Raw genomic sequence first — 26,604 nt, 5'->3', positions numbered from 1 at the left:
TATAAGGGATGCGTCCCAACGAATCGCGAGGTGATTCATGAACGCTCCGACCGAATATCTGAACCCGACCGAAGCCGCACGGAAACTCGGCGTGTCCGTCAAGGCGCTGCGCATCTACGAGCAGCGCGGCCTGATCGAACCCACCCGCACGGAGGCAGGCTGGCGCACCTACGGACCAAAGGCGATGGACCGCGCAAGCGAGATCGTTGCGCTTCGCGCCATGGGCCTGAGCCTCGCGCAGATCGCAAACGCGCTTGGCCAGGAAGATGTCGACCTCGACGCCCTCCTCGCCGCGCATCAGTCCTTGCTCGAAGGCCAGATGCGCCAGATTGCCGAAAAGGCCGAGCGGGTAAGGCAGCGGCGCAGCCATATTGCGCGCCGCCAGCCGGAGGAAACCGCAGATGAGACGCGCACATCTCCGACACCTGCTCCGCCGGCCGTCGTATTCGAGCTGCCCTGGCCCTGGGGCGGCGAGCGTTTCGAGCTGCTCGACATTCATCCGCTGAATTATGTGATCGGCCCGTTGGGCAGCGGAAAGACCAGGCTTGCCCATCGGCTTGCCGAAACGCTGCCCGGTGGCGTCTTCATCGGCCTCGACCGGCTGGCAGACGGCGCCGCAAAAACCAAGACGCAACTGGCAAAAGACCCTGGGCTATCTGCGCGGGTCGAAGAGGCCCTTACCGAACTTGCGGCAAATGGCGCGGAGCGATCGGATGCACTGCTCTCGCTGCTGGCGGTCCTTGAGCGGGACTGTGAGGAAATTCCGGTCATCGATCTGATAGAACAGGGACTCCACCGGCCCTCCCAACGGGCGCTGATTGCGTATCTGCGTGGCCGGAGAGCGAACACAAAACCGCTGTTCATCATAACCCGGTCAAGCGCGATCCTGGACCTTGATCGCGTCGGCGTCCATGAGAGCATCATCCTCTGTCCGGCCAATCACAGCCCGCCGACCCCTGTCACCGCCTATCCGGGCGCGCCGGGATACGAAGCGGTCGCAACCTGCCTTGCGACACCGGAAATCCGGGCAAGAACGGAGGGTGTGATCGCCATTCGGACCAATCCGCAGTAGCGGAAATTCTCCACCGCCCTCCAAAAGAATTTGACAAAACACCGAGCGACGTCGGACGATGGTAAGATTACGCCGCCATCGGCGGTAAGGCTGTAGCGAGGTACTAATTCGAACAGGGAGGTGAAAATGGGTGACGGTGACGGAGGAACCGCAGGCGGCAGAGAAGCAGGGCCCCGGTGCATTGCGCTGGTCGGACCTTTTGGAAGCGGTAAGACAACCCTTTTGGAAGCCGTCCTGGCGCGCGCGGGGGCCATAGCCAGACAAGGCAGTGTGGATCAGGGCAACACGGTCGGCGACGCATCGCCCGAGGCACGGGCGCACTCGATGAGCGTGGAGGCGAATGTAGCAAGCACCGATTATCTGGGCGACCGCTACACATTCATTGACTGTCCCGGATCGGTGGAATTTCTCAGCGAAGCGAATGGCGTTTTCGGCGGCGCGGATCTGGCGATCATCGTGGCGGAGGCCGATGAAAAGAAGCTCCCGGCACTGCAGATCATCTTGCGGTCACTGGAAGACCGCGGCATTCCGCACATGCTCTTCATCAACAAGATCGACAAGTTCCAGGGCAGTATCCGCAATCTTCTGAAGGCCGTGCAGCCGGCCTCGAAGGCGCCATTGGTCGTTCGCCAGATTCCCATCTGGCAGAACGGGATCGCGACAGGCTTTATCGATCTCGCCCTTGAGCGGGCCTATGTCTACAAGGAGCACGCCACGAGCGAGGTTATCGACATTCCGGACGAGGAACAGGCGCGCGAGGTCGAGGCCCGTTTCGAGATGCTGGAACAGATCGCCGACTATGACGACGTGCTGATGGAGCAGCTTCTTGAGGATATCAACCCGGAGCGCGATCTGGTCTTCGGCGATCTCGTCAAGGAAATGCAGACGGGCGAGATCTGCCCGGTATTCATCGGGTCGGCATCGCATGGAAACGGTGTCTGGCGGCTGTTGAAGGCCCTGCGACATGAGGCACCCGGCATATCCCGGACCCGCGAGCGCCTAGGCCTTGCCACGGAAGCCGGCAAGGAGCCGCTGCTGCAGGTTCTGAAGACCGTTTATTCCGAGCATGGCGGCAAACTCTCGATTGCCCGGGTGCTTTCCGGCACGATTTCGGAGGGCGACACGGTCACCCGTCCGGACGGCTCGGAAGCAAGGGTGTCAAGCGTGCTCGATCTGGTTGGCCAGCAGAGCAAGCGGCGCGGCGAGGCCGGTATTGGCGAAACCGTTGCGCTCAACAAGGTCGAGGGCGTCCTGACGGGCGAAACCCTTTCGGCCAACGGCAAGCCGCCGGAAAATCTCTGCGAGCTCGATATACCCGACCCGGTCATCGCCAAACGCGTCGCGCCGACAGAGCGCAAGGATGAGGTGAAGCTCTCGGCTGCGCTGCAGCGCTCCGTCGAAGAGGATCCGTCGCTGCGTTTCACGCATATTCAGGATACCGGCGAGACGCTGCTCGAGGGACAGGGCGAGATGCATCTGCGGGTTGCGCTTGAACGGCTGACCGGCAAATACGGCATCACGGCCGAGACCGGCAATCCGACCCTGCCCTACAAGGAGACGATCAGGCAATCGACGAATGTGCGCGGGCGCCACAAGAAACAGAGCGGTGGCCACGGCCAGTTCGGCGACGTCGTTTTGGACATCAAACCGCTGCCGCGCGGTGAAGGTTTCGTCTTCACGGATACGATCACGGGCGGCGTGGTTCCCAAGCAGTATATTCCGTCCGTGCGCGAGGGCATTCGCGACTATCTGCAAGAGGGTCCGCTTGGCTTCCCGGTGGTCGACGTCTCCGTCAATCTGGCCGACGGCTCCTACCATACGGTAGATTCGTCCGACCAGGCCTTCCGGATGGCCGGCCAGCTCGCAATGCGCGAGGGCATGCCGAACTGCAAACCGGTGCTGCTGGAACCCATGTGCAAGGTGGAGATCTTCTGCCCGAATGACGCAACGGCCCGCATCAATGCCATCGTGTCGGGACGGCGCGGGCAATTGCTGGGCTTTGACGCCCGCCCGGGCTGGGAAGGCTGGGACGCGGTCAACGCCATCATGCCGGAATCGGAAATCCAGGACCTGATCATCGAATTGCGTTCGGCGACCGCCGGCGTCGCCAGCTTCCGCAAGGCCTTCGATCATCTGGCCGAGGTGACCGGCAAGCAGGCAGACCAGGTGCTGCAGAAATACGGGAAGAAGGCGGCATAGGGCAGATCGACAAACAATGGCCGGTCCTTGGGCCGGCCATTGTCTTTTTATGCGCTCCGGCTTTGAAAAAGGCACGCCGCCTATCGGGCGAAACCGTCCACTTTTTCGAAATAGACAGGCTCCATGTCGGCCAGTTCCCGGCTGAGCGCTTCGCTCGGTGATCCGTAAACACTCATGTTCAGAGCGCCGACAAGCGGCATGAAGCGCTCGGCAAAGTTCTCGCCAAACGATGCCAGATGCGTCAGTGCGGCATCTGAATCCGCGTACCGCTCATGGAGGTGTCCTGTGGTGCCGTCCGCGCTGATCAACCATTCATAGGCGATCGTGCCCGGCTCGTTATCCCGTGAGCGCGCGCACATCTCGGAGATCAGGTCTTTCAGCGCATCCAGCTTGCCACTCCTGATCTCAGCCTGGATGAACCAGCCAACCGTTGAAGTCATTCCAACGCTCCCTTCGTTTTCCTGATTGATAATCAACAAGCATAGGCCGAAGCGGCTGCCATGTCCTTTACTTCTTCCTCAGGACAGCCAGAAGGTGCCAGAGCTCGAAGGCATATTTGACGGTCTGGGTCCGGTAGAGTTCCTCCAGCCGGTCGAAATATTCGTCCGCCAGCTTGTCCGCGCCGGCGGCATCGGCGGCGGCAGGCTCGAACAGCTGCTTGCGCAGTGTCGAATCCGCAAAGGCACGAATATAGCCGCGATAGCGTCTGGCGTAGTCGTCGGGATCGCCCGCATAGGCGCCAAAGACGTCGCGGTAATTGCCGGGCGCGGGCGTCACGCTGATTTCCTCGATAGCGAACGCCTCCATCAATTGTGCATCCTCCTCGATCGGTCCCCTGGCGTCCTGCCCGGTCATGAACCACAGTGAGAAGACAAATCGGTCGAGGACAGCCTTGCCGATCAGCCCATCATCCACCATCGATTGGGCGACCACCTGCAGAGCCCGGTAAATTCCCCGCCCGGAGGCTGCGGCGCCATTGACCTCGGTCTCGTCTGGGACGGAACCCAGGGTCCCGACGAGCAGGAACCCGCCGCTGCGGATTTCCGCCGCCCGGCATCGCAGAAACGTCACCCAATCCTCACGGGCCTGCGCCCACATCTGCGCCCTCGCCTCGCCTTCGAGATCGGCGAACCAGACCGAACCCGGCGCATCAAGTTCCAGCGCCCGGCTGAGCCAATGGCTGGCGGCAAAACATGTGGCCGCATCGACCGAGTTGGCAGGGACCATCTGCGTGTAGAACGAACCGACGGCGGCACTGGTGCGGATTTCCCCCGGGCCGGCCTGATAGCCGGACGGCCCGGAAACGAGCTGAAAAAGGGCATTCCAGTCGTTGCCGGGCTGGTCGGCGTGAATGACGGAGACGGGAAGCTGCGGGAAATGCGCGCGGCTGGCCTCGATCGACGGCCGCACCGCCTCAATGGCGCTTGAGCCCGGACCGCAGCCATAGTCCACGATCGTCATTTCAGGGCCGGCCGGTGCAAGAGCCGACACCAGATCACTCAATCGCCCGGCCTGTGTATTGACCATCTGCTGCTGGGCGGCAGAGTTGCGGTCATAGTCGACCATTCCCTCTGTAGACTTCATCGGATGATGCGGATTGTGTTTCATAAGATCTCCTCAACGCCGACAACATAGCGCAATGACGCATGCGAATCTTCCTCGACAATAAGTGAAATGCATTGGCGATGGACTCCGTGGCGGAACACGGCGAAAACTGTCTCCTGCGCTGGACAAAGGGGCTCACATGTCTGAACGCATACGCGAACATGCGCTTGAACGCCTGAAACAGACCGAGGAGAACGGTCTCCGCCTGGCGATCACATGCCGCACGGCGGTCATCGTGGCCGCTGTCATCTGGTATGCGGGAGCGACTTTTGCCACGGATTCAGAGCCACGCTTCGCGGGACTTGTGGTCCTCTTTTTCTTTGCGGCCTTCGGCATTGCGCACCTCGCGGTTATCGGAACCCGGTTTGACCGGTGGTGGCTGAAATACGCGATCTACACCCTCGACACGCTCGGCATCTGCGCGCTTTTCGCGCTCATCCCGATCAGCCGGACCGGCGACGTGCCGCAGATTATCGCCTTTCGCGCCTACGGCATCTATTACCTGTTTCCGATCATCGCGCTTGCGACGCTGTCACTGTCCTGGCGTCTCGTTATCTGGGCCGGCACCGTTGCGGTCGCCGGCTGGTGGCTTGCCTTCTTCTGGGTCATCAACGGCATGGAGAACGTCCTGTCATGGGGCGACCTTCCGCCCAACGCGAACAAAAACGACTACGAGACCGTGTTTCTTTCGATCGATTTCATCGGCAGGGGCAACCGCATCGAGGAAACCGGTTTCCTCCTGGCGGGCGCCCTGATCATGGCGCTGGCGGTGTTCCGCGCCCGCAGGGTTTTCTTTGCCCAGATTGCAGCCGAGGTTCGGCAGGACACCGAGCGGCGGGCGCGCGAACGCATTTCCAATATGCTCGGACGTTACGTGCCCCAGGCCATTGCCGAAAGGCTCATAAATGAACCCGAAGCGCTGAAGCCGCAGGTCCGCCACGCAACGGTGCTCGTTCTGGACATTGCCGATTTCTCCAAATTCGCCGCCAATCGCGATCCGCAGGAGGTGATCGAGGCGCTGGATTCCTTTCTCGCGGCAGCAACAGACATTGTCAGCAGCCAAGACGGGATCGTCATCAGCTTTACCGGCGACGGGCTGCTCGCGACATTCAACACGCCGATGGAAATCCAGGCGCCTGAGGTGAGCGCCGTGCAGGCGGCGGTTGATCTTGCGCGTCTGGCGGAAACAACCGATTACAGGGTCCGTATCGGTATTGCCTCGGGCAATGTCGCCTCAGGCAATGTCGGCTCTTCGCAAAGGCAGGCCTTTACCGTCTATGGCGAAGTCGTGAACCTTGCCGCACGGCTCGAGAGCCTTGCAAAGGTGCTGAAGAAGACGGTCCTGTTCGACGGGGCGACGCAGGAAAAGGTTCGGCACCACATGACCACCCGATCACTTGGTGCGCAGGCCATTCGCGGCATGGACCGCCAGATCGAGGTCTTTACACTGGAGTGATGCGGACCTGCTTCAGCCTTCAAGGTCGTCCGGTTTGCCGGTCGTGTTCTCGGCACCGTAGCGCTTGCGCCAGGCGCGGGCGCCGAACGGGAGCGAGAACAGGTAGAGCAAGGTGCTGGCTGTCATGGTCTGCCAGGTGAAGGTCATCAACAGGGCCACGTAAAGCACAATTACCAGCAGCAGCGGGAAAACCAGATCACGGCGGATTCGCTGGCCAAGCGATTTGCCGGAATAGACCGGAACGCGGCTGACCAGCAGAAAAGCGATCAGCAGCGTGTAGACAGCCGCGACATAGGCAACAACCGGATCCGGTTCGACACCCAGGAAGCCAAGATAGACCGGCAAAAGCACAAGTATTGCGCCACCGGGCGCCGGTATGCCGAGGAAATAGTCGGCCTGCCAGCTTGCCTTGTCGATCCTGTCCTCCATGACGTTGAATCGAGCCAGGCGAAGGCCGGCGGCAATGGCGTAGATCATCGCCGCGATCCATCCCAGGGAGGTTATCTGGTCGAGCAGATAGGCATAGAGCACCAGCGCCGGCGCCACGCCGAAATTGACGATATCGGCAAGTGAATCCATGTGAGCGCCGAATTTGGTCGAGGTTTTCAGCAGACGGGCCGCGCGCCCGTCGACGGCGTCCAGCAGCGCCGCGAGCAACAGCATGGCCACGGCCAGTTCGAAACGTTGCTCGAAGGCCAGACGAATGCCCGTGAGGCCCGCACAGATGGCCAGTGCCGTAATGATGGTCGGCACCATCATGCGCAACGAGATATCGCGCAGGCGCGGTCCCCTGCTCTCGTCGTCCTTTGCGGAGCCGTTTGGATCGAAGGGTGAAAAACCGGAATCCATGGTGCTAGAGCGTGTCTGGCTTAGTTTGAAACATTTGACCGCGGCGATTTTGGTCTCTGGCTAGGCGGGTTGCGCGCCGTGGTGCCACCCCACCACAAGCGCGAGCCAACGACGCCAGGGGCCAAAATCGCCCGGCCCATTCATCTGTGCGTTTTAACATCTTCTTTCCTTTCAAGGGTGGGGAAAATCGGCCCATCGGCGTCGTTGCGCCGCTTGCCCGATGCACCACATCGCGCTGCGCAACGCGCCTAGCCGACTGGACCGATTTTCCACCATCAAATGCTTCAAACCAAGCCAGACACGCTCTAAGCCTTGCGGGAGACGGTTTTACCCTTGGCCGCGTCGAATTCGGCGAGGACGGTCTCGCCGGCAATCGCCGTCTGCCCGACCGTTACGCGCGGTGTGGCGTTTGCAGGCAGGAATACGTCGAGCCGCGAGCCGAAACGGATCAGGCCGAAGCGTTCTCCGGCGTCAAGGTGATCGTTGGCCGATGTCCAGCAGACAATGCGGCGGGCCACCAGCCCGGCGATCTGCACGACGCCGATGGGCCCCTTGGCCGTATCGATGACCAGACCGTTGCGCTCGTTTTCCTCGCTGGCCTTGTCCAGTTCCGCGTTCAGGAACTGGCCGGGCTTGTGGACCACTTCGCGGACGCTGCCCGCCATCGGCGCGCGGTTCACGTGGCAGTTGAAAACGTTCATGAAGACGGAGATGCGCAGCATTTCGTCTTCGCCGAGGCCGAGTTCCCTTGGCGGAGCGACAGACACGATGGATGATACGCGTCCATCCGCGGGGCTGATGACGAGATCGTCGTCAAGCGGCGTCACACGCTCCGGATCGCGGAAGAAATAGGCGCACCAGGCGGTCAGCAGCAGGCCGATCCAGAACAGAGGATCCCAGATCCAGCCGAGGACCAGGGAGGCAGCCAGAAAGGCGAGCACGAATTTGTAGCCTTCCTTGTGAACCGGCACCAATGTGCTTGTCACCGTATCGTAGAGACTCATCGACAACTCCGTGGCGTGTGCGGCCCGCGACCTGCGGAAAACGGACCGCGCCTATATAGACGGATTGGCGCCGGACTTGAACAACCGATTGACTCAGTCCTCAGGCAATGGGTCTGCCGACTCGACGTAATCGTAAGGCCGCTTGCGCACGATAACACCGAGTTCGTCGTGCTCGCGGAAATCCTTGAGCTTTTGCTCCGTCTCCCGGGCCTCAAGCTGGCGGTTCCACATATCGAGGTAAAGGCCCTTGTGCTCCAGCAGCTGCTGGTGCGTGCCGCGTTCGGCGATCACGCCATCCTGAAGGACGATGATCTCGTCGGCGCCGATAACGGTCGAAAGGCGGTGGGCAATCACCAGTGTCGTGCGGCCGCGGCTGACATAATCGAGCGCCGACTGGATTTCCTGCTCGGTGGCTGAATCAAGCGCCGATGTCGCCTCGTCGAGTATGAGGATCGGCGGCGCCTTGAGGATCGTGCGGGCAATGGCAACGCGCTGCTTCTCGCCACCGGAAAGCTTCAGCCCGCGCTCGCCGACCATGGTGTCGAGGCCCTGCGGAAGCGTGTCGATGAAGCCGCCGATCTGCGCCATGTCGGCCGCCTGACGGACTTCCTCATCGCTCGCCTCGATCCGGCCGTAGCGGATATTGTAGGCGAGCGTGTCATTGAAAAGCACCGTGTCCTGCGGAACCATGCCGATCGCCTCGCGCAGCGATTTCTGGGTCACACCGCGAATATCCTGTCCATCGATGGTGATCTCGCCTTCCTGAACGTCATAGAAGCGAAAGAGAAGACGCGAGAGCGTCGACTTGCCTGCACCGGACGGCCCGACAACGGCAACGGTCTTGCCGTCGGGCACTTCGAATGAGATGCCCTTGAGGATCGGCCGGTCCTGCTCGTAGCGGAAATACACATCGTCGAAGCGTATGGCACCGCTTTTCAGCTCCAGCGGCCTGGCGCCGGGCTTGTCGACGACCTCTTCATCGATATCGAGCAGGTCGAACATGTTCTCGATGTCGGTCAGACCCTGGCGAATTTCGCGATAGACGAAGCCGATGAAATTGAGCGGGATTGAAAGCTGCATCAGCATGACATTGATGAAGACGAAGTCGCCGATGGTCTGCTCGCCCCGTTGCACGGCCATGGCCGACATTACCATCATCGCCGCCATGCCGGCGCCGAAGATCAGCCCCTGCCCCAGGTTCAGCCAGCCGAGCGATGTCCAGATACGCGTCGCCGCCACCTCATAGCGCGCCATGGAACGGTCGTAGCGCGCGGCCTCCATGTCCTCGTTGCCGAAATATTTGACGGTTTCGAAATTGAGCAGCGAGTCGATGGCCTTGGTGTTGGCATCGGTATCGGATTCGTTCATGTCCCGGCGGATGGCGATGCGCCAATCGCTGGCACGCACCGTGAACCAGATATAGAGCCAGATGACAATGGCGGTGACCGCGACGTAGGACCAGCCATAAGCGAAACCGAAGATCACCGCGACCAGGGCGAATTCCAGCAGGGTCGGCAGCGTGTTGAGGATCGTGAAACGCACGATCGCCTCGATACCCTTGACGCCGCGCTCTATGATCCGCGACAGCCCGCCCGTGCGCCGCTCCAGATGAAAGCGCAGGGACAGCCGATGCATGTGAACGAATGTCTTATAGGCAAGCTGGTGGACGGCGTGCTGTCCGACCTTGGCAAACAGCGCATCGCGGAGCTGGTTGAAACCGAGTTGAACGATCCGGGCGACGTTGTAGGCGATGACCAGCATGATCGGCGCGATCAGCAAGGCCGGCAGGAAATCGAGCCCGTCATGATTGCCGTTCAGCGCGTCCGTCGCCCATTTGAAGAAATAGGGCACCACCACCTGCGACAGCTTTGCGAGAACGAGGAACGCCGCGGCAATCATGACGCGCCGTTTCAGGTCCGCCCGGTCCGACGGCCACATGTAGGGCCACAGATTGCGCAGCGTATGCAGCGGATTGGCGGTGTCGGAAGCGACGGTTTTGTTCTGGTCTGACAAGAATATGCCTATTAAAGCGTGTTCGGAACGCCCCCATGCGCCGGACGGTATCTCCGACGGAAAAGGCGGCGATGTTCCGCGATCGCCGCCCATTGTTTAGATAGGTTCCAGAGTTTCACCGTCAAGCAACGGTGGCCGGCATCGACCTACCTGCTCCGGATCCGCTGACGGTGCAGTTCCTCGGAATTTTCCAGCGGTTCGTCCGGCACCATGAAGATCTGCCCGGGTTCGATCTTGTCCGGATTGCGGATCTGATCGGCATTGGCCAGATAGATTGTCGTGTACCGCACGCCGCGTCCGTATATGCGCCGCGAAATCTGCCAGAGCGTATCGCCGCGGCGTATGATAACCGAGCTGTCACGCGGCTCCAGAGCCGGCTGAACGACCGTCGGCGCCGCATCATCCTGCGCCTCCGCGCTGGCAATGACGGTGGGCTGATCGGTGCTTTCAGAGGCGTCAGCCGTGGAATCATCCGCCGAGCCCTGTTCGATCACCTGCGATTGCGCGTCGGCCTGTGCGGTGTCCGTGGCGGGCGCCGCTTCGGCTTGCGCCACGGTTTCCTCGGTTTCGGTAGTGGCATTATTTGCCGTCTCAGCCTGTTGATCCGAACTTGAACTTGTCTCCGCAACCTGCTGATTGTTCGACTTTTCCGCCGATTCATCTGCGGATGCCGATCCGGTTTCTTCCGCTGGCGCAGCCGACGGCGTGTCGGCGGCTTCAACCGCCGCGCTGTCGGTCGCTTCCCCGGTGGCAGCGGAAGCCTGTCCGGCAGCGCTGGTGTTTTCCTCAGGCTCTTCGGACGCTACCGCGGCAACCATCTGACCTTCTGGCCGCGTGAAAGGAACGGCGACACGCAGGGAGGGCGCATCCCCCGCCTGCATGATCAGGTCGGCGCCGATAATGTGGTCGCCCACGGCAAGGTCCTTGTCGGCTTCGACCAGGAAACGTCCGGATTCACTGACCGTGCTCGAACCGATCGGTTCGCCGTCTGCGTAAACACGCACCTCGCCACCCGGCGTCGAAGAGCCCGCGACGAAAATCCGCCCGCCCTCGATCTCCACCGCGTCGATGCGCAGCGTTGTCTGCGGAAGGGCGGCAACAGCGCCGGACTTTTCCGTTTCATTTTCATCGGCAGCGGCCTCGGCCGGCGCCATGGCGACTTCGGTCTCAGCCTTGTCAGATGCAGCTGTTTCGGGTTCGGCCTTCGGCGCATCGCCGGTCTCAGCGGACGCTGCGGTCTGGGCATTTCCGTCTTCGGCGGATGCAGCAACGGCCGTCTGTTCTCCATCCGATTGCACCGCACCGTCATCGGATTGCGCGGCGGGAACCTTCTGTTCGCCGCCCTCCTGCTCAGACACGTCGCCGGCAGGCGCGGCATCTGCGGTTTCCTCTGCCATCGCCGTCTTGGTTTCCGGCTCCTGCTTCGGCTCTTCGGACGCAGCCTGTGTTTCCGACTGACTTTGCGCCGGCTTTTCGGCAACACCGGTCCCGGCGTCACCATCCTGCTGCGTCTTTTCACTCTCGGCAGCGGCCACGACCGTCTCCTGACCGGCAGCGTCCGTTTCTGGCTTCGCCAGTATGCGGCTGGCTTCGCCCGGCTTGGTCACCATGACGAGCAGTTCGGCAGGATCATCCTTCGGCACGCTGATCGTCGCGACCTCCTCGGATTGCGTGGAGGCATTGCCCTCGCCGACCGCGCGCAGCACGATTTCGTGGTCACCCGGCTTAAGCGCTTCTTCGACGACGGCGACGAAATCGCCGCTGGCTCCGGCGTCCGCCTTGGCGATGACCTGCCCGCCGCTGACGATTTCGACCTGTGTTCCCGGCGTCGTCTGGCCGGCAATCAACGTCGAGCCATCGGGTTCGACCCGCACGACATCGAAGGTCGGCGCACTGACCTCAGTCTCGTCGCCGGAAGCGGATTCACTGCCGCTTTCATTGTTGTCCGGTTGCGCCGCGGCCGTCTTTTCTTCATCGCCCGTTGCGGCAGGCTCGGAACCGGTCTCGCCCTGCTGTGCCGTCTCCGTTGCGTCCGGTTCGGCAAACGGGTCGGTCTGGTAGACGTAGACCCCGACGATGATGATGATCAGCAATCCGGCAAGTGCCCATATCAGGGACTTATTGTTCTTCATTTCATACTCCAGTCGGCGCAGCATAAAACATGCAGCACACCTGCGGATCGCGCCCTTCCGCATCAATATCGGTTTTCCTGCCACGTGCACGACGTGCGTAGCGCAGGTTCCCGGAAATCGCCGCCAAATTAGAACTTTTGCCTGACCCAAACAAGCATTTGCGGTGTTTTGAGCGCCGTTGGCGGCCAGATCGCACCGGTTATCGACAAAAAAGCGCCAGCTGTGCGTTTGCGGCAACGGCTTGACCAGTCCGGGCCGGCCATGCTTGTTCGACAAGATGGTGGAGAATCGGTCAATCTGCGTCTATTGCGGCTCGCAACCGGGCAATCATCCCGCATTCGAGGCCGCCGCACGCGTGCTCGGCAAAGCCATTGCCGACAGCGGCATTCGGCTGGTCTATGGCGGCGGCACCGGCGGCATCATGGGCGCGGTCGCCGAGGCGGTTCTCAACGGCGGCGGACAGGTGACGGGCATCATCCCGGAATTCCTGCAAAGCCGGGAGGCCGGAAACGGAAAGCAGCTCGCCTTCGACGAGTTGATCGTCACCCGTGACATGCACGAGCGAAAGCACGCCATGTTCGATAAATCGGGTGCCTTCGTCGCCCTGCCCGGCGGTATCGGCACGCTGGAGGAGATCATCGAGATCATGACATGGTCGCAGCTCGGCCGACACAACCGGCCGATGGTGCTGGCCAACATCGACGGTTTCTGGAACCCGCTGCTGGAACTGCTCAACCATATGGGCACGTCAGGTTTCCTGCACTCGGCCCACCTCGCCAAACCGTTGGTGGTTTCCGATGCGGCCGAAATCGTTCCCCTGATCGCCGCCCAATGGGAAGCTGGCGGCACGGACGCCGGCGACCGCGCGGTCATCGACAAGATGTGAGCGCATCCTTCCGAGGGGAGCGAGTGATATGAGCGCAAATACAGCCAAGGTCCGGATCGCATCGGTGCAGTGGCGCGCCGACGGCACGGCCGAACCGGCGCAATTCTATACACGCCTCGAATACTACGTGCGCGCCGCGGCGGATTATCAATCGGACTTCGTGATCTTCCCCGAGCTTTTCACGCTGTGCCTGCTTTCGGCGGAGGAGCCGATCGAGCCGCGCGACGTCGCGGCACGATCGCACGCACATACAAGGGAATTCGGCGAATTCGGCCAAAAGCTGGCCCGCGAACACGGGATCAATATCATTGCCGGATCGCACCTGACGGTCGATGACGGCGGTACAGCGCGCAACACGGCCTTCGTGTTCCTGCGCGACGGAACCGTCCACACACGCGACAAGCTGCATCCGACGCCGACAGAGGCCGGTGCCTGGGCGGTCGAGGGCGGCTATTCCGCCGACGTGATCGAGACGGATCGCGGGCCCATCGGCGTCATGATCTGTTATGACAGCGAGTTTCCCGAACTTGCCAGGCACCTGATCGACCAGGGCGCCATGATGCTCTTCGTGCCCTATCTGACCGACACGGTGCACGGCCATCTGCGGGTGCGGCACTGCTGCGCGGCGCGGACAATCGAGAACCAGTGTTATGTCGCGACCGCGGGTATGGCCGGGCAGATGGTCAATGTGCCGGAACAATTCGGTTCCTTCGCCAAATCGGCGATCCTGACACCCAGCGACCTTCCCTTCGCGCGTGACGGCATTGCGGCCGAGGCAAGCGAGAACATCGAGACGGTCATCTTCGCCGATCTGGATCTCGAAACCCTCGACTGGGCGCGGCGCGAGGGCTCTGTCCGGAACCTTTCCGACCGCCGGCCCGACCTTTACTCGGTCGTCTGGAAGACTTGAACCGCCCGTCTTTATCGAACCGTCGCAAAGCGTGCATAGTGTGGATATTGAAGAGACATTCACCGACGGTATCTATTGTCCGAAATCCGCTGAAGGACCGCCCATGAAAATTCCCGCCATGTTCGCCGGACTGCTGTCCGCCCTGCTCATACAGTTCATCATGCCGACGATCGCCGCCGCCGACGATCAGTCGGTGCAACTCGGCCCGCGCCCGTTCTACCTGCTCGACAGCCTGAATGACGGCGAACTCAAGGAAGCGCTCAAGGCCTGCGAGAAAGGGCCCTTCTTCAAGAGCGATTTTTCCATCGGTCACCGCGGTGCGCCGCTGCAGTTTCCCGAACATACCGAACAGTCCTACCGTGCGGCAGCGCGAATGGGCGCCGGTATCATGGAATGCGATGTGACCTTTACCAAGGACCGCGAACTGGTGTGCCGCCATTCGCAATGCGACCTGCATACGACCACCGACATATTGCTGAAGCCGGAAATCGCCGCAAGCTGCTCCGTGCCGTTCTCGCCTGCCGATTCCGCGGCCGGAAAGCCGGCGCAGGCCAAGTGCTGCACATCCGACATCACGCTCGAACAGTTCCGCCAACTGACGGGCAAGATGGATTCGTCCGACAAGAACGCCACAACGGTCGAGGACTATGTCGGCGGGCTGGCGAGTTGGCGGACGGATCTTTATTCAACCGGCGGGCGGTTGATGACACTGGCGGATTCGATCGAGCTTTTCGAGGAACTCGGCCTGAAACACACGCCAGAACTCAAATCGCCGGCAGTGGACATGCCCTATGAGGGCGACTTCACCCAGGAACAATATGCCCAGAAGATGATCGATGCCTACAAGCAGGCGAATGTTCCGGCAAGCCACGTCTTCGTACAATCCTTCAATCCGGCGGATATCGCCTACTGGATCAAGAACGAGCCGGAATTCGGCAAGCAGGCCGTATTGCTGGAGGGCCGGTTCAGCCGTGGGGGCTTCGACCCGCAGGATGCGAAGACCTGGAAACCGTCCATGGAAGAACTGAAGGCAAGCGGCGTCCGGATCATCGCGCCGCCGCTCTGGGTCCTCGTGACGACAGGCGACAACGGCAAACCGGTGCCATCCGCCTACGCCAAGGCCGCAAAGGATGCCGGTCTCGACATCATTGCATGGACGGTTGAACGCTCCGGCCCGCTCGCATCCGGCGGCGGCTGGTACCACCAGACCATCGGCGACATCACCAAAAACGACGGTGACACGCTGGTGCTTCTGGATGTGCTGGCCCGGCAGGTCGGCGTCATCGGCGTCTTTTCCGACTGGCCGGCAACGACAACCTTCTACGCCAATTGCATGGGGCTCTAGATCTAGCGGCTCTGCTTGGTGATGCTGGAGAACGCCACGGCGCTGACGACGATGGCGCCGACCATGATTTCGCGGATGTAGCTGTCGACACTGAGCTGGGTGAGGCCGTTGTCCAAAACGCCCAGGATCAAGACCCCGACCAGCGTATAGAGCACGCGCGGCTCGCCCTCCTCGCTCATCGTCATGCCCAGAAAGACGGCCGCGATCGCGTCGAGCATGAGACCGCTTCCCTGTGTGGGATTCGCCGATGCCACGCGGCTTGAATACATCAGGCCGGCAATGGCTGCGCCAAGTCCTGTCAGGGCAAAGGCCGACAGGCGCAGCGACTTGACCCGCACGCCGGCCAGCCGGGCAGCCTCCTTGTTGCCGCCGATCGCGTAGAGGCGCCGCCCATAGGTCGTCTGTTCAAGGACGAACCAGACGACGGCGAGCACAAGGAGCGCGACAAGGCTGAGAAAGGGCAGCTTCTGCCCATCGAGACCGATAAAATCAAGCGGGATGCCGCCGCGCGCGAAGCCTGAGAATTCGCTTGGAATATCGCGCCCGAATATGGTCCGGCCGCCGCTGACCAGGAAGGCCAGTCCGCTGAACATGGTGAGCGTTCCGAGCGTCGCGACGAATGGCAGGATACCGACAAGGGAAACGAGAACACCGTTGAACACACCGCCCAGCAGGCCGACCAGCAATGCAGCACCGACACCGACATAGACCGGGTATCCCAGCGAAAACAGAACCGCCGCCGTCACGCCGGCAAGGCTCGCCATGGAACCGACCGAGAGATCGAAATCGTTCATGACCATGACGATCGTCATGGTGAACGCGACGACGGCCAGCATGCTGATCTGCTGCGAGATATTGATGAGATTGCCGGAGGTGAAAAACGTGCCCGGCAGGAGGACCGAAAAGAGCACGACGATCAGCGCAAAGCCGATCAGGGTGCCGTAGATTCTGAGTATTCTTAGCATGAATCCCCCGTCGCCCGTCTCATGACGCGTAGATCCGGCTCAGAAGGTCGGCCGGTGTCAGGCCCGCTGCATCGATGATTGCCTGCTGCGCGCCATCCCGCATGATCAATACGCGATCGCACATGCCCAGCGTCTCCGACAGATCGGTCGAAGTCATGATGACCGGGCATCCCGCCTCGCTCAGTTCCCGGACCAGCGCATAGATGTCGTATTTCGCGCCGATATCGACACCACGCGTCGGCTCGTCGAGCACCAGGATCGCCGGTTGCCTGCCGAGGGCCCGCGCGAACAGGACCTTCTGCTGATTGCCGCCGGAAAGCTGATAGACGGGCTGCGAAAGTCCGGCGGCCTTGAGGCGCACATCATCGGCCGTGCGTGTCGCCATTGCGCGTTCACCGCGCCGGTTCGCCATGAATAGAAGCCGCCGCAAGCGATCGAGGTGCGGCAGCACGGCATTGTCGCACACCGGCATCTGGAGCATCAGGCCTTCGCGGCGGCGTTCCCGTGGAATATAGGCAATGCCCCGCGCCCAGGCTTCGGACGGCGTTTTCGGCGCAGGCTCTGATCCGAATTCGATCCGTCCTTTCCCCGGCTCCGCCAGCCCCATGACGATGCGCAGGACGCCGCTTTGGCCAGCATTGGCCAGACCGGCAACACCAAGTATCTCACCGGCGCGCAACTTGAACTCGATCCTTGAGACCTCGTCCGTCGAAACGCCGGAGGCAGCATAAACCACGGCCTCGCCCACGTCGCTGGAGCGCGGCGGATAGATTTCGGCGACCGAGCGTCCCGTCATCGCGGTGATGATCTCCTCCTTGCTCGTTTCGGAAATCGGAGCGCTCAGGACATTGCGGCCGTCGCGAAGCACCGTGACGCGATCGCACAGGCGCATCACCTCGTTCATGCGGTGAGAGACATAGAGAACGGCCGCACCGCTGTCTTTCAATCCGGAAATCACGGCAAACAGCTTTTCCGACTCCTCGCCGGTCAGCGCCGCTGTCGGCTCGTCGAAGACGTAGAGATCGGCCGTCCTTCCCTCGGCGTCGACCAGGCAGCTTGCGATCTTGATGAGCATCTGGTCACCGGTATCGAACCGTGCCGCCTGCATTGCCGGATCGATGTGATCGACGCCGAGGCGCGACAGCGCCATCCCTGCCCGGCTGTTCAGTTCCTTCCAGTCAACGGCAAGCCCGAGGCGGCGCGGATAAGGCAAGCCCAGCGAGATGTTCTCCGCCGCTGACAGTTGCGGCACGATGTTGAGTTCCTGGTGAATGAAACGGAACCCGGCGTCGTGGGCGTTCTGGGCATTGCTGAGCGGCAGGGCCCGGCCGTCCTTCTCAAGCACCAGCGCATCGGCTGTCTCGACGCCGGCCAGGATCCGGATCAGCGTGCTCTTTCCAGCGCCGTTTTCTCCCATCAGGGCATGGATCTCGCCGCCGCGCAGTTCGAGAGCCACGTCAGACAGTGCGGGCGATCCGGCGAAGGATTTTGACAGGTTGCGGATGGAGAGTGCGTTCATTCGCCGGTTCTCAGAAAATTGCAGGCCCCGTTCGGGGGCCTGCCGGTTTCCGCCGGGCCACTAGTTGTTCACGTTCGACTTCGTGACCAGAACCGTCGGAACGTATGTCACCCTCTCCCGGATCTCCTCGCCGGAAATAGCCCGCGCCACGGCATCCGCCGTGGCCTTGCCAATGCCGATGAAATCCTGTGCGATCGACGCTTCGAAATTGCCGCCTGCCGCGATGGCGTCGCGCGCCTGCGGATTGGCGTCGATTCCGACGATGACGATGCCCTCATCGGCGCGTCCCGCATCTTCGATCGCCTGCAGCGCTCCGAGGGCCGGCTGGTCCCATGCCGCCCAGACGGCCGATATGCTTCCCTTCTCCGGATTGGCGGCCAGCAGGGCCTCCATCTTGGCGCGGCTGTCCGCGATGCCGCCATCCTGCACATCGGGCGTGATGCGGTCGATGACCTCGATATCGGGATAGTTGCCGAATACCGCGTCGGCGATCACGCCGCGAATCTGCACCGGCGGAAAAGCGTCGAACACGAACATGACGATGCGGCCCTTGCCCTCGATGCGGTTGGCGACATAGACGGAAGTCTCGGCCGCCATCGCATAACCGTTCGACGTGACGTTGGTGACGACGAGCGGATCGGCCCCGCTGTCCATTCCGATCACCGGGATCGAAGCCGCCGCAGCCGCCTCCAGGCCGGCCGCGACCTGCGCCGGATCGACATTGATGACGATGGCGTCGACCTTCTGCGTGACAGCGTCCTCGATGCGGCTGATGACGGCGGCAACATCTCCGGCCGTGTCAATGACGTTGACATTCCAGCCTTTGCCGGCAGCCTCTGCCTCGAAACCTTCGAGATACATCTGCGTTCCGGGTTGCGCCAGATAAGGTGTGACAACGGTGACGTTCTGCGCCATCGCCACGCCGGTGAGCACGAGCAGCGCCGCAAGTCCTCTTGCAATCGTTCCAGCAAAAAACATCATTTCCCTCCCGGTTTTATAGGTGTTTGCGAAAGAATAGGCGCGCGCCCCGCGATGAAGAACCGTTTTCGGTCGAGTCGGGTACTGCTCCCGTCGAATATCGCAGTTTTTGGATAATCGCATGGCATCAAGGGTGTCTCGCATCCACATTCAGCCATGCCCTGCAAAGCTCGGCATTGGCCGAAATGGCATCGACATAGATCGGAAAGAGCTGTTCATAAAGCGCAACCATCTTTGCATCCGGCTCGTATGTGCGGTCGAACCGGGTGATCTGCCTGAAGACCGCCGAAAGGTCCGGGTGCATTTCTATTGCCCATCCCGCCAGCCCGGCGGCACCGAGCACGCCGGGATCCTTGACGGCCAGCCGGCGGCACTGGCGCGCCAGCACATTGGCGCGGATCTGGTTCCAGATATCCGTCTGAAAACCGCCGCCACCGCAATTGATCACGTCGTTTCGGACACCGGCAGACGCTTCCAGGCTCTGCAAAAGGTGCCTGGCGGAAAAGGCCACCCCCTCATAGACAGACCGGGCCATGTCGGCGGCGCAGGTGCGTTCCTCGATCCCTAGAAAGAGCGCGCGGGCATCCGCATTCCAGATCGGCGCCCGCTCGCCATGCAGGTGCGGCAGGAAAATCGGCGCCGGGCGCGCATAGTCGGAACGGGCCGCCAAAGCCGCCATCTGCTCCGGCCGCAAATCCTGCAAGCCGCAATACCACATCTGCGACGCGCCGCCGGACTGGGTCGGCCCGGCATGCAGGCGAATACCCTGATATTCGGGAAAGACAACGATGCCGGGGGTCGCCGACACCGTCCGGCTTGTGATGCCGAGGATTTCGCTGGTGCCGCTGAGATAGACGGTGGTTCCGTCCGCATGCCCTCCGCAACCGAGCAGTCCCGTCCAGGCATCCATGGTTCCGTTCGCCACCGGAACGCCGCTCGCCGGCCCGTGACGCACGCGGCCGACAATTGATCTCATATCGCTTGGCGGAACAAGGCGCTCGGCAGCGCCCGGCACCAGATCCAGGACTTCGGGGATATAATCCAGGGATTTCCCCACAAGGCCGATATTCGACAGGGGATCGGCGGTCAATTCACCCGTCAGCCGGAAAATGCAGTAGTCCTTGGGCAGCATCACATGCTTTGTCTCTTCCCAGATGTCGGACCTGTGGCGCGCCATCCACAGCATCCGGGCCAGCACGTTGCTGGCGTCGATCGGCAGGGGCGCACCCCACCACGCCATCCGCTGCTCGTCGGTCACGCGCGCATCGAGTTCGGCGGCCTCAGAACTGGCCCTGCCATCCTGCCAGACGATGGCCGGGAAAAGCGGTGCGCCGTCGGCACCGACGAAAACGTGGGTGTTGACCTGCGAGCAGATGCCGAGGGCCGCAATCGGCAGGCCATTTGCCGCAAGCCGCTCCAGCGAAGCCGATACCAGCGAAACCCAGCTCTCCGGATCCTGCTCCACGAGGGCGCTGTCGGGACGGTTGGTCGGATACGGCGCGGCGTAGTCGTCGATGAGCGTACCGCCCGAATCCAACAGGCCCGCCTTGACTGCCGTCGTTCCGACATCGATGCCAATGACCAGGTCACCGTCCATCCATCACCCGCCTGATTTCACCAAGATAGTCCGTCAAAGCCGCCCTGCCCTTTTCCGCCATCATCACCGTTTTCGATCCGACTACAATGCCGTCCGCACCGCAATCCAGCGCATGCCTGCACTGATCTGACGTTGAAATGCCCACGCCGAGCAGAATGGGCGCGGCGATACCGTGCTGGCGAAGCTGCTGTAATCGGGCCCTTGCCGACCGGTCGAACCCGTCCCGAATTCCGGTTTTGCCGGGGGCGTATTGCAGCATGACATAAGATGACGCGGTGGAGGCCCGTTCAAGGTCGGCATCCTCGATCCGGTAGGGAACAAACTCGGCGATCGAGACATCCGCGGCCCTCGCGCCCGAAACGATATGATCGCGTGTGCTCGTATAAGGCCCCGCACAGAGCAGGATATCCGCTCCATCCCAATCTTCGGTGCCCGCCACCAATTCAGGATGCGGATAGGCAAAGATCACACTTTGGGAACCGGACGAAAATCCGGCCATCCGTTGCAGTGCTTCGCCGGCATCGGCAACACGTCCAGACCCGGTCGAACGCAGCATGGATCGCCTGATCGTATCGCCTTCCAGATGCGGATCCGGTGCCCTGATGCCGAGTTCGATCAGGTCGACCCGCTCATCGCCGTAAACATCGAGAAGCTCCAGAGGAACCAGCGGATCGGCGACCGGAAAATACGCAGCCAGCAGCTTTGTGCCAGTGCTCGCCATGCGATCGAAAAGTGCCGTGCCGCCGCCGTTCATCGGAGCAGTGTGCACGCGTACGAATTGCCCGCAACTCCGCAGCGCGCATCACTATCCGGAAACTGCAGCAAAGCCGACGCCGGGCACCTTTACCCTTGGAGCAAGGTCTCCGAGGGGTTTTCGCCGTATCTGAGCCGGTAATACTGGGAAAAACGCCCGAGATGGTTGATGCCGTATTTGCGGGCCACGCCGGCGACCGAGCCCTTTCCGGCTATCAGATCCTGGCGCGCGCAGTGCAGACGGCGCTCGAGAATATACTGCTTGGGCGATCGCTTCAGAAATTTGAGGAAGCCGTCATAGATGGCGCGCTCGCTGACATTGCCGATGCGGGCAAGCGTCGACACTTTCAGGTCCTTCGAAAGGTGGCTGTCGATATAGGCGACGCTGCGCTTGATGTGGACCGGCAATATTCTGAAGGTGGGGCCTTCGAGAAGGTGGCTGTGGGCTTGCGCCCAATATTCGAACACATTGTCGATGACGGCCGCCGCCAGGGGCGTTTGCGTCACGCTCTCGTCTTCGAACCTGAGGCTTCGTTCGAGCTCCTCATAGAGCAGATGCATCAACCGCCTTATGCGCCATCCGGCGGGCCTGTTCAGGTCGATTTCGGGCGACACGTCCGGCAACTCCGCCACCGGGTCATCAAGCCGTTTCTGCCAACGGGTAATGAGTTCCGAGCGTTTGATCTTGAGCATGAGCTGGGTTGTGCCGCTGGTCCATACGGAGTGAATGCGCTGGTCCGGCGAAAGGAACAGGGCCGTATCGTAGCTGGAACCCAGATGCATGCCGCCCTGCTGCACCCGCGCGCCGCCCGCGACAGGCATCTCCAGCATGAAGAAGTCCTTGAAGGCGCCCGGCTCGATCTCGACATGGGAACCGTAGCGCAGGACGTTGAACGATCCGACCGGCACTTCGGCCCCGACATGGAAGAAATCGAAATCATGCTCGCCGGCAAGACAGGTCAGATGATGCGCCTTGTAGCGCTCGCTCATGATGTTTTGCGCAACCGCCGGCTGATCGGAGCGAAAACAGGCGCCGGCACCCGGTCCACCGTCGAAAAAGTCCAGATTGGTCAGCGGTCGGTCACTCATAATGTCACACGCCAATGGCTGCATTCGCGCTTTACATGGTGCATGCGGCCAACCAATTAGGCAAGCCGGCCACCTCGAGCCCTATCCGAATCCTGTTTCGGATCTGCCTCATCGCCTTCCAAGTACGGCGACAACGCCGCGGCATCGCCGAAATCCCGCATCATTTCCTCGCTCAGCTTCGCATCGCAAAGACCTGAGGGCTGTGATCAGCACCCACAGCACCGAACCACCGATGAGAACCATTCCACCGGTCAAAGGAAGCGATTTCACAGGCACCTGAAACATGATGCGTCCGGACCGTTGGACTCAAACTCAGTCGGCGAGATCATTTCGCGTGTCGAACGTCAGACAACTTTGACCTTTGCGTCAAAACTGACCCAGAGCGGCCACCGCCGCGTTTTGCCTCAATGTTTGGAGTGCGGACGAAGTGGACTTTTGTTGCGCTAGCCCCAGTGGCCGCTATCGGGGATGTGACAAAGCTGATCCAAGGTTACCAACGCTGCATCTGCCAAACCAGCTGATCGAGCACCGAGCCGGAGCACATCGCGTAGGTGGGTGACGGTGGTTTCGCGAGTTATCGCCATATTCTTAAGGTTGTGCTACGCTTTCAAAGCAACTGCCAACGTTTAGGGAGATACTGCATGCGTATCTTTGCTTTATTATTGAGCGCTTGCGCAACAGCGGCTATGGCCACTCAAGCTTATGCGCAGAGCTGCCCGATCATTTATTCCGGCTTTGAAGGAGAAAGGGCGGTTGAACGAATCTGCTCTGCAATCCTTAGCTTCAATCAAAATGGTGTCCCCGGCGTTATGGCCGACGATTGCGAGGGCGACGATTGCTGTGACGATGATGATCCCACATGGCTCCCAGCGCCGCCATTCAGTGCAATTATCTCCATGGGTGAATGGGGCGTTTCAATCTCACGACTTAGTGACAATCACGAGTCCGAGATCAGACGGATTCTGGAGTACGCGGACATTCTCGATGATTACTACGGAGGTTACGGTGAACGCAGGCGTATCCCGTCGTTAGAGGACAACTACTCCTATGGCGTGCCGGATGACATGAGGTACTTGGCACAGCGTGAGCCCTGGATTGAAAGAGCAATCGCAAATGGCAATCTGGTATACTACTATCTTCGCAGGGAGTCTGATCGGCACTGATGACTGATATTTTCTTTGGTTCCGAAATATACCTGTCTGCCTTTCGAGTATTCTTCAACTTCTTTATTGTTTCTTTAGGAGTGGGCATTGTCTTTTGGATTTTGTGCGCAATCTCCCACAAGCCAAACAACAGGGTCGAGGCGCTCGTCGCTTTTTGGATGATACTTGCGGTCGCATTACTTGGTGGGCTCACCGGCTACGCAGGCGGCAACAGCAGAGATGGGGTGGTTGGCGATGTCATACCAGCCGTACTCGCCTTTCTAAGCGGTGCGGTCTTGTATTTTTTTGGCCTAGAACGGCAGCCAGCAAAGATCACACCATTTCTCTTAGGAGCGTTTGTCGTTGTGCTTTTTCTCGGGTTTGGAATGGGAGCCAAGAAGCGCCAGTTGTTTGATGATGGACGTGCCAGAGATGATAGAAGGCTTCAAACATGCATTGACGTGTTCTCAGACGCCGAGGTTTTGGCGAGCGATACGGCTGTCGATCACGCCGTTGAGCTGTTCGGAGAACGATGTGACAAAGTTGTGGACCTTTCAACTTACCGGCGATGATCTTTGGCAATTCCGATCCTAACTGAGTTTCCCCTCCATCCAGTTCGCCACGATCAACCTCGGTACACTGTCTAGCGCACGTTCGGCATCGCGATCCAGATCTAGCCGCTTCGACAGTTTGACCCGCGAGACTAGCAGGAAGATCGGCGCGGTGACCCGATTGCGGTCGGTCTTAGAGCGCGACACCATCGCTTGGCCGCGTTTATTGATGCGGGCGCGGGATTATCATCGAAGATGACAAGCAGATTGGGCGAATTCGGCGAAAGTCACCATTCGTTGCTTCTCAACGAACTTACAGCATTGGCTCTCTCCGGCCGTTCGCGCGTTGTGCCTCAAGGTCCGTTTTCCGATATGGGTCAGGAATGCTTGATGTCCGGGGCAGGCGTGTCTGGCGAAAGACTATGATTCAATTGCGGAAAATCGAACACAGAGTCAAAGCTTCACGATGTTCTGCATCACGGCTTGCCTGCCCTGTTTCGGCGGGCAGTCATCGATACAATTCCCCGAAAAGGGCGTTCAGCTTACCCGGATCGTTCCCGTATCGCATGAGGCCGACCATCAGAAGCAGACGCGCCTTTTCCGCCGGCAGATCGCCGGCCAGGATCACACCGGCCTTCTTGAGTGCCGCGCCGCCGCCCTCGTCACCATAGACGGGCTCCACTGAACCGTTCGGCACGCGGGTCGCGATCACAACCGGCAGCCCGCGCTTTTTGGCCTCCAGCATGGCCTGGTAGGTCTCCCGATTGACATTGCCGGCTCCGACGCCTTCGACCACGATGCCCTGCGCTCCGGTTTCGAGCGCGTGTCGGATAAAGCGTCCGTCCGAGCCGGAATAGTCCTTCAGGATCGGAATATATGGCGGAGTGGCCGAATGATTGCCGGTCAGCTCCACCTGCACCCGTTGGGCTGGCTGGTTGAACTGAACAAGCTGGCCATCATACAGATAGCCTAGATAGCCTTTTTCGCCGGATGTGAAGGTCTGAACATTGGTTGTCTGCGTCTTGCGCGCACTGCGCGCGGCATTGATGTAGCCGTTCAAGGTGACGGTGACGCCCCAGTTCCTGTCAGAGGACAACAGGACCTGACGGACGGCATTGAGCAGATTTCCGGGACCGTCCGAGCCGGCATCCGATGCGGTGCGCATGGCGCCGGTAAAGACCACCGGCTTGTTCGATGTCAAAAGCACGTCCAGCAGAAAGGCTGCCTCGGCCATCGTATCCGTGCCGTGGGTGACGACCACACCCGATATTTCCTCGCGGTCCAATATGTGCCTCACGATGCAGTGGAGATGCAGCCAGTCCGACGGCTTCATCTGCGAAGAATCTTCGTTCATGAGGTCCGTTACCTCGATACGCGCAATATCGGAGAGGCCCGGAACCGATTGAACAAGTGCGCTTCCCGATACCGCAGGCACCGCGCCTGCGGAGCCGCATCCGACCTTTTCGGCAATCGTTCCGCCGGTTGTCACGATTGCAACGCGCGGAAGTTCGGCCTTCTTGTTTTCGCTTGTATCGGCTGCACTGTCGCTGGCCGTCGCAGGAGCGCCGAACAACGGCAGAAAAACAAACACGCAAGCCGCAACACCGATCCAGGACCTGCAGGTTCTGCTATGCCCGGGATTTTCCCTTATGCTTCCGGGCCGGTTTGTCTCCATGGCTTTGTACTCCTCGAACCCGCTGCCAATTTGAGATCGCCGAAGATATCGGATCACGCTGCGATTGTGCAGGTGCCTCATTGGGAACAGCGAATGTTGAAATTGTCACTGCGACCTAAAGCCCTCCACCGAGACGCAGAATCGTTCCGGTCGCATAGCCAGCCTTTTCGGAGGCAAGCCACAGAACGGCCTCGGCGATATCCATGGGCGTCGCAACCCGGCCGAGTGGCGATGCCCTGGCCACATTTGCCGGCCTATCCGGATTGCCGCCGGTCTTGTGGATGTCCGTATCGACCGTACCGGCCTGTATCGCATTGACCCGGATGCCGAGCGGCCCGACCTCCTTGGCAAGACCGACGGTCATTGTGTCGAGAGCCGCTTTCGAGGCCGCGTAGTGCACATATTCGCCGGGACTGCCGAGCGTCGCGGCGATCGAGGAGATGTTGACGATAACGCCGCCGCTGCCGCCGTTCCGGTTCGACATGCGCCTTAAGGCTTCTCGCGCACAGTAGAATGCGCCTTCGACATTGACGGCGAAGGTGCGCCGCAGAACCTCACTGGCAAGATTTTCAACCGTCGTCGCGCCACCGATCACCCCGGCATTGTTGACGAGCAAAGCCGGCGATCCGAGTTCGCTGTCGCAGCGCTCGAACAAATGCGTCACTTCTTCCGGAGACGCGACATCTGCCCGCATGGCAATCGCCTTCGCACCGTGTTTCCTGCACGCGTCAGCGGTCTGCTCAGCCGCTTCGGCATTGGCGGCATAGTTGACGCAGACATCGTAACCGTGTTGCGCGGCAAGGATCGCCGTTGCTGCGCCAATGCCGCGCCCTGCCCCGGTTATGACCGCCACCTTTGCCATGG

General features: G+C 60.9%; 22 protein-coding genes and 1 pseudogene. 8 read left to right on the top strand and 15 right to left on the bottom strand.

Annotation, left to right across the window (positions count from 1 at the left end):
- Positions 1–37 precede the first annotated feature (37 nt).
- Positions 38–1,072 (top strand): MerR family transcriptional regulator, encoded by a 1,035-nt coding sequence (locus tag OOZ53_RS16345; protein WP_271090738.1) that lies wholly within the window; start codon positions 38–40, stop codon positions 1,070–1,072.
- Positions 1,073–1,198: 126 nt separating this feature from the next.
- Positions 1,199–3,271 carry an elongation factor G gene (locus OOZ53_RS16340; RefSeq protein WP_271090737.1) on the top strand — a complete coding sequence of 691 codons (2,073 nt, stop codon included), beginning with the start codon at positions 1,199–1,201 and terminating at the stop codon, positions 3,269–3,271.
- A gap of 80 nt (positions 3,272–3,351) precedes the next feature.
- Here OOZ53_RS16340 and OOZ53_RS16335 read toward each other — a convergent pair whose 3' ends face one another.
- Together OOZ53_RS16335 and OOZ53_RS16330 are read right to left on the bottom strand one after the other, a co-directional pair.
- Positions 3,352–3,711: a putative quinol monooxygenase gene (locus OOZ53_RS16335; protein ID WP_271090736.1), complete on the bottom strand. Its 360-nt coding sequence runs from the start codon at positions 3,709–3,711 to the stop codon at positions 3,352–3,354.
- 67 nt (positions 3,712–3,778) lie between these two features.
- Positions 3,779–4,879, bottom strand: a complete 1,101-nt coding sequence (locus tag OOZ53_RS16330; protein ID WP_271090735.1) for a class I SAM-dependent methyltransferase — start codon at positions 4,877–4,879, stop codon at positions 3,779–3,781.
- A gap of 136 nt (positions 4,880–5,015) precedes the next feature.
- Here OOZ53_RS16330 and OOZ53_RS16325 point away from each other — a divergent pair, with 136 nt between their 5' ends.
- The gene (locus OOZ53_RS16325; protein ID WP_271090734.1) at positions 5,016–6,332 is read left to right on the top strand and encodes an adenylate/guanylate cyclase domain-containing protein; all 1,317 of its coding nucleotides are present in this window, start codon (positions 5,016–5,018) and stop codon (positions 6,330–6,332) included.
- A gap of 12 nt (positions 6,333–6,344) precedes the next feature.
- Here the strand turns inward: OOZ53_RS16325 and OOZ53_RS16320 are convergent, their stop codons facing one another.
- The 4 genes and pseudogenes from OOZ53_RS16320 to OOZ53_RS16305 form a co-directional block, all read right to left on the bottom strand.
- Entirely contained in the window at positions 6,345–7,181 is an 837-nt protein-coding gene (locus OOZ53_RS16320; RefSeq protein WP_271090732.1) for a CDP-alcohol phosphatidyltransferase family protein, read from the bottom strand.
- A gap of 305 nt (positions 7,182–7,486) precedes the next feature.
- Positions 7,487–8,209: pseudogene (locus OOZ53_RS16315) on the bottom strand (phosphatidylserine decarboxylase); the annotation flags it as partial.
- A gap of 69 nt (positions 8,210–8,278) precedes the next feature.
- Entirely contained in the window at positions 8,279–10,198 is a 1,920-nt protein-coding gene (locus OOZ53_RS16310; RefSeq protein WP_271090731.1) for an ABCB family ABC transporter ATP-binding protein/permease, read from the bottom strand.
- 146 nt (positions 10,199–10,344) lie between these two features.
- Positions 10,345–12,330, bottom strand: a complete 1,986-nt coding sequence (locus OOZ53_RS16305) for a LysM peptidoglycan-binding domain-containing protein (protein ID WP_271090730.1) — start codon at positions 12,328–12,330, stop codon at positions 10,345–10,347.
- 265 nt (positions 12,331–12,595) lie between these two features.
- Here OOZ53_RS16305 and OOZ53_RS16300 point away from each other — a divergent pair, with 265 nt between their 5' ends.
- The 3 genes from OOZ53_RS16300 to OOZ53_RS16290 all read left to right on the top strand — a co-directional run bounded on the left by OOZ53_RS16300 (position 12,596) and on the right by OOZ53_RS16290 (position 15,471).
- On the top strand, positions 12,596–13,216 hold the full coding sequence (locus OOZ53_RS16300) for an LOG family protein (RefSeq protein WP_271090729.1): 621 nt from the start codon (positions 12,596–12,598) through the stop codon (positions 13,214–13,216).
- Between the two features lie 28 nt (positions 13,217–13,244).
- Entirely contained in the window at positions 13,245–14,126 is an 882-nt protein-coding gene (locus tag OOZ53_RS16295; protein WP_271090728.1) for a carbon-nitrogen hydrolase family protein, read from the top strand.
- Positions 14,127–14,229: 103 nt separating this feature from the next.
- The gene (locus OOZ53_RS16290) at positions 14,230–15,471 is read left to right on the top strand and encodes a glycerophosphodiester phosphodiesterase family protein (protein ID WP_425499164.1); all 1,242 of its coding nucleotides are present in this window, start codon (positions 14,230–14,232) and stop codon (positions 15,469–15,471) included.
- A 2-nt stretch (positions 15,472–15,473) separates the two neighbouring features.
- Here the strand turns inward: OOZ53_RS16290 and OOZ53_RS16285 are convergent, their stop codons facing one another.
- The 6 genes from OOZ53_RS16285 to OOZ53_RS16260 all read right to left on the bottom strand — a co-directional run bounded on the left by OOZ53_RS16285 (position 15,474) and on the right by OOZ53_RS16260 (position 22,372).
- The gene (locus OOZ53_RS16285) at positions 15,474–16,436 is read right to left on the bottom strand and encodes an ABC transporter permease (RefSeq protein WP_271090727.1); all 963 of its coding nucleotides are present in this window, start codon (positions 16,434–16,436) and stop codon (positions 15,474–15,476) included.
- 19 nt (positions 16,437–16,455) lie between these two features.
- Positions 16,456–17,955, bottom strand: a complete 1,500-nt coding sequence (locus OOZ53_RS16280) for a sugar ABC transporter ATP-binding protein (RefSeq protein WP_271090726.1) — start codon at positions 17,953–17,955, stop codon at positions 16,456–16,458.
- Positions 17,956–18,015: 60 nt separating this feature from the next.
- Positions 18,016–18,936: a substrate-binding domain-containing protein gene (locus tag OOZ53_RS16275; RefSeq protein ID WP_271090725.1), complete on the bottom strand. Its 921-nt coding sequence runs from the start codon at positions 18,934–18,936 to the stop codon at positions 18,016–18,018.
- A 124-nt stretch (positions 18,937–19,060) separates the two neighbouring features.
- Positions 19,061–20,530 carry a xylulokinase gene (locus tag OOZ53_RS16270; RefSeq protein ID WP_271090724.1) on the bottom strand — a complete coding sequence of 490 codons (1,470 nt, stop codon included), beginning with the start codon at positions 20,528–20,530 and terminating at the stop codon, positions 19,061–19,063.
- Positions 20,520–21,299 (bottom strand): tryptophan synthase subunit alpha, encoded by a 780-nt coding sequence (locus tag OOZ53_RS16265; protein ID WP_271090723.1) that lies wholly within the window; start codon positions 21,297–21,299, stop codon positions 20,520–20,522. The genes OOZ53_RS16270 and OOZ53_RS16265 overlap by 11 nt, the downstream gene beginning before the upstream one ends.
- 74 nt (positions 21,300–21,373) lie before the next feature.
- Complete coding sequence (locus tag OOZ53_RS16260; protein WP_271090722.1) at positions 21,374–22,372, bottom strand: AraC family transcriptional regulator; 999 nt, start codon at positions 22,370–22,372, stop codon at positions 21,374–21,376.
- Positions 22,373–23,013: 641 nt separating this feature from the next.
- Between OOZ53_RS16260 and OOZ53_RS16255 the strand changes: the two genes are divergently transcribed.
- Together OOZ53_RS16255 and OOZ53_RS16250 are read left to right on the top strand one after the other, a co-directional pair.
- Entirely contained in the window at positions 23,014–23,535 is a 522-nt protein-coding gene (locus OOZ53_RS16255; RefSeq protein WP_271090721.1) for a hypothetical protein, read from the top strand.
- On the top strand, positions 23,535–24,086 hold the full coding sequence (locus OOZ53_RS16250) for a hypothetical protein (RefSeq protein WP_271090720.1): 552 nt from the start codon (positions 23,535–23,537) through the stop codon (positions 24,084–24,086). Before OOZ53_RS16255 ends, OOZ53_RS16250 begins: the two co-directional genes overlap by 1 nt.
- Before the next feature lie 18 nt (positions 24,087–24,104).
- Here OOZ53_RS16250 and OOZ53_RS16245 read toward each other — a convergent pair whose 3' ends face one another.
- From OOZ53_RS16245 to OOZ53_RS16235, 3 genes are all read right to left on the bottom strand, one after another.
- Positions 24,105–24,296: a DUF6441 family protein gene (locus OOZ53_RS16245; protein ID WP_271090867.1), complete on the bottom strand. Its 192-nt coding sequence runs from the start codon at positions 24,294–24,296 to the stop codon at positions 24,105–24,107.
- 277 nt (positions 24,297–24,573) lie between these two features.
- The gene (locus tag OOZ53_RS16240) at positions 24,574–25,656 is read right to left on the bottom strand and encodes an asparaginase (RefSeq protein WP_271090719.1); all 1,083 of its coding nucleotides are present in this window, start codon (positions 25,654–25,656) and stop codon (positions 24,574–24,576) included.
- A gap of 199 nt (positions 25,657–25,855) precedes the next feature.
- Positions 25,856–26,602 carry an SDR family oxidoreductase gene (locus OOZ53_RS16235; RefSeq protein ID WP_271090718.1) on the bottom strand — a complete coding sequence of 249 codons (747 nt, stop codon included), beginning with the start codon at positions 26,600–26,602 and terminating at the stop codon, positions 25,856–25,858.
- Positions 26,603–26,604: the final 2 nt, after the last annotated feature.

Source organism: Allohoeflea poritis (assembly GCF_027889715.1).
Taxonomy (GTDB): Bacteria; Pseudomonadota; Alphaproteobacteria; order Rhizobiales; family Rhizobiaceae; genus Hoeflea_A; species Hoeflea_A poritis.
The sequence above is the reverse complement of the archived record's forward strand: the minus strand, read 5'-3'. Positions and strand labels throughout refer to the sequence as shown.

What these genes read in the sequence shown, in the direction of transcription:
- OOZ53_RS16345 (WP_271090738.1), top strand. Translation starts at nt 38, where the DNA reads ATGAACGCTCCGACCGAATATCTGAACCCGACCGAAGCCGCACGGAAA.
- OOZ53_RS16340 (WP_271090737.1), top strand. Translation starts at nt 1,199, where the DNA reads ATGGGTGACGGTGACGGAGGAACCGCAGGCGGCAGAGAAGCAGGGCCC.
- OOZ53_RS16335 (WP_271090736.1), bottom strand. Translation starts at nt 3,711, where the DNA reads ATGACTTCAACGGTTGGCTGGTTCATCCAGGCTGAGATCAGGAGTGGC.
- OOZ53_RS16330 (WP_271090735.1), bottom strand. Translation starts at nt 4,879, where the DNA reads ATGAAACACAATCCGCATCATCCGATGAAGTCTACAGAGGGAATGGTC.
- OOZ53_RS16325 (WP_271090734.1), top strand. Translation starts at nt 5,016, where the DNA reads ATGTCTGAACGCATACGCGAACATGCGCTTGAACGCCTGAAACAGACC.
- OOZ53_RS16320 (WP_271090732.1), bottom strand. Translation starts at nt 7,181, where the DNA reads ATGGATTCCGGTTTTTCACCCTTCGATCCAAACGGCTCCGCAAAGGAC.
- OOZ53_RS16305 (WP_271090730.1), bottom strand. Translation starts at nt 12,330, where the DNA reads ATGAAGAACAATAAGTCCCTGATATGGGCACTTGCCGGATTGCTGATC.
- OOZ53_RS16295 (WP_271090728.1), top strand. Translation starts at nt 13,245, where the DNA reads ATGAGCGCAAATACAGCCAAGGTCCGGATCGCATCGGTGCAGTGGCGC.
- OOZ53_RS16290 (WP_425499164.1), top strand. Translation starts at nt 14,230, where the DNA reads ATGAAAATTCCCGCCATGTTCGCCGGACTGCTGTCCGCCCTGCTCATA.
- OOZ53_RS16285 (WP_271090727.1), bottom strand. Translation starts at nt 16,436, where the DNA reads ATGCTAAGAATACTCAGAATCTACGGCACCCTGATCGGCTTTGCGCTG.
- OOZ53_RS16280 (WP_271090726.1), bottom strand. Translation starts at nt 17,955, where the DNA reads ATGAACGCACTCTCCATCCGCAACCTGTCAAAATCCTTCGCCGGATCG.
- OOZ53_RS16275 (WP_271090725.1), bottom strand. Translation starts at nt 18,936, where the DNA reads ATGATGTTTTTTGCTGGAACGATTGCAAGAGGACTTGCGGCGCTGCTC.
- OOZ53_RS16270 (WP_271090724.1), bottom strand. Translation starts at nt 20,530, where the DNA reads ATGGACGGTGACCTGGTCATTGGCATCGATGTCGGAACGACGGCAGTC.
- OOZ53_RS16260 (WP_271090722.1), bottom strand. Translation starts at nt 22,372, where the DNA reads ATGAGTGACCGACCGCTGACCAATCTGGACTTTTTCGACGGTGGACCG.
- OOZ53_RS16255 (WP_271090721.1), top strand. Translation starts at nt 23,014, where the DNA reads ATGCGTATCTTTGCTTTATTATTGAGCGCTTGCGCAACAGCGGCTATG.
- OOZ53_RS16250 (WP_271090720.1), top strand. Translation starts at nt 23,535, where the DNA reads ATGACTGATATTTTCTTTGGTTCCGAAATATACCTGTCTGCCTTTCGA.
- OOZ53_RS16235 (WP_271090718.1), bottom strand. Translation starts at nt 26,602, where the DNA reads ATGGCAAAGGTGGCGGTCATAACCGGGGCAGGGCGCGGCATTGGCGCA.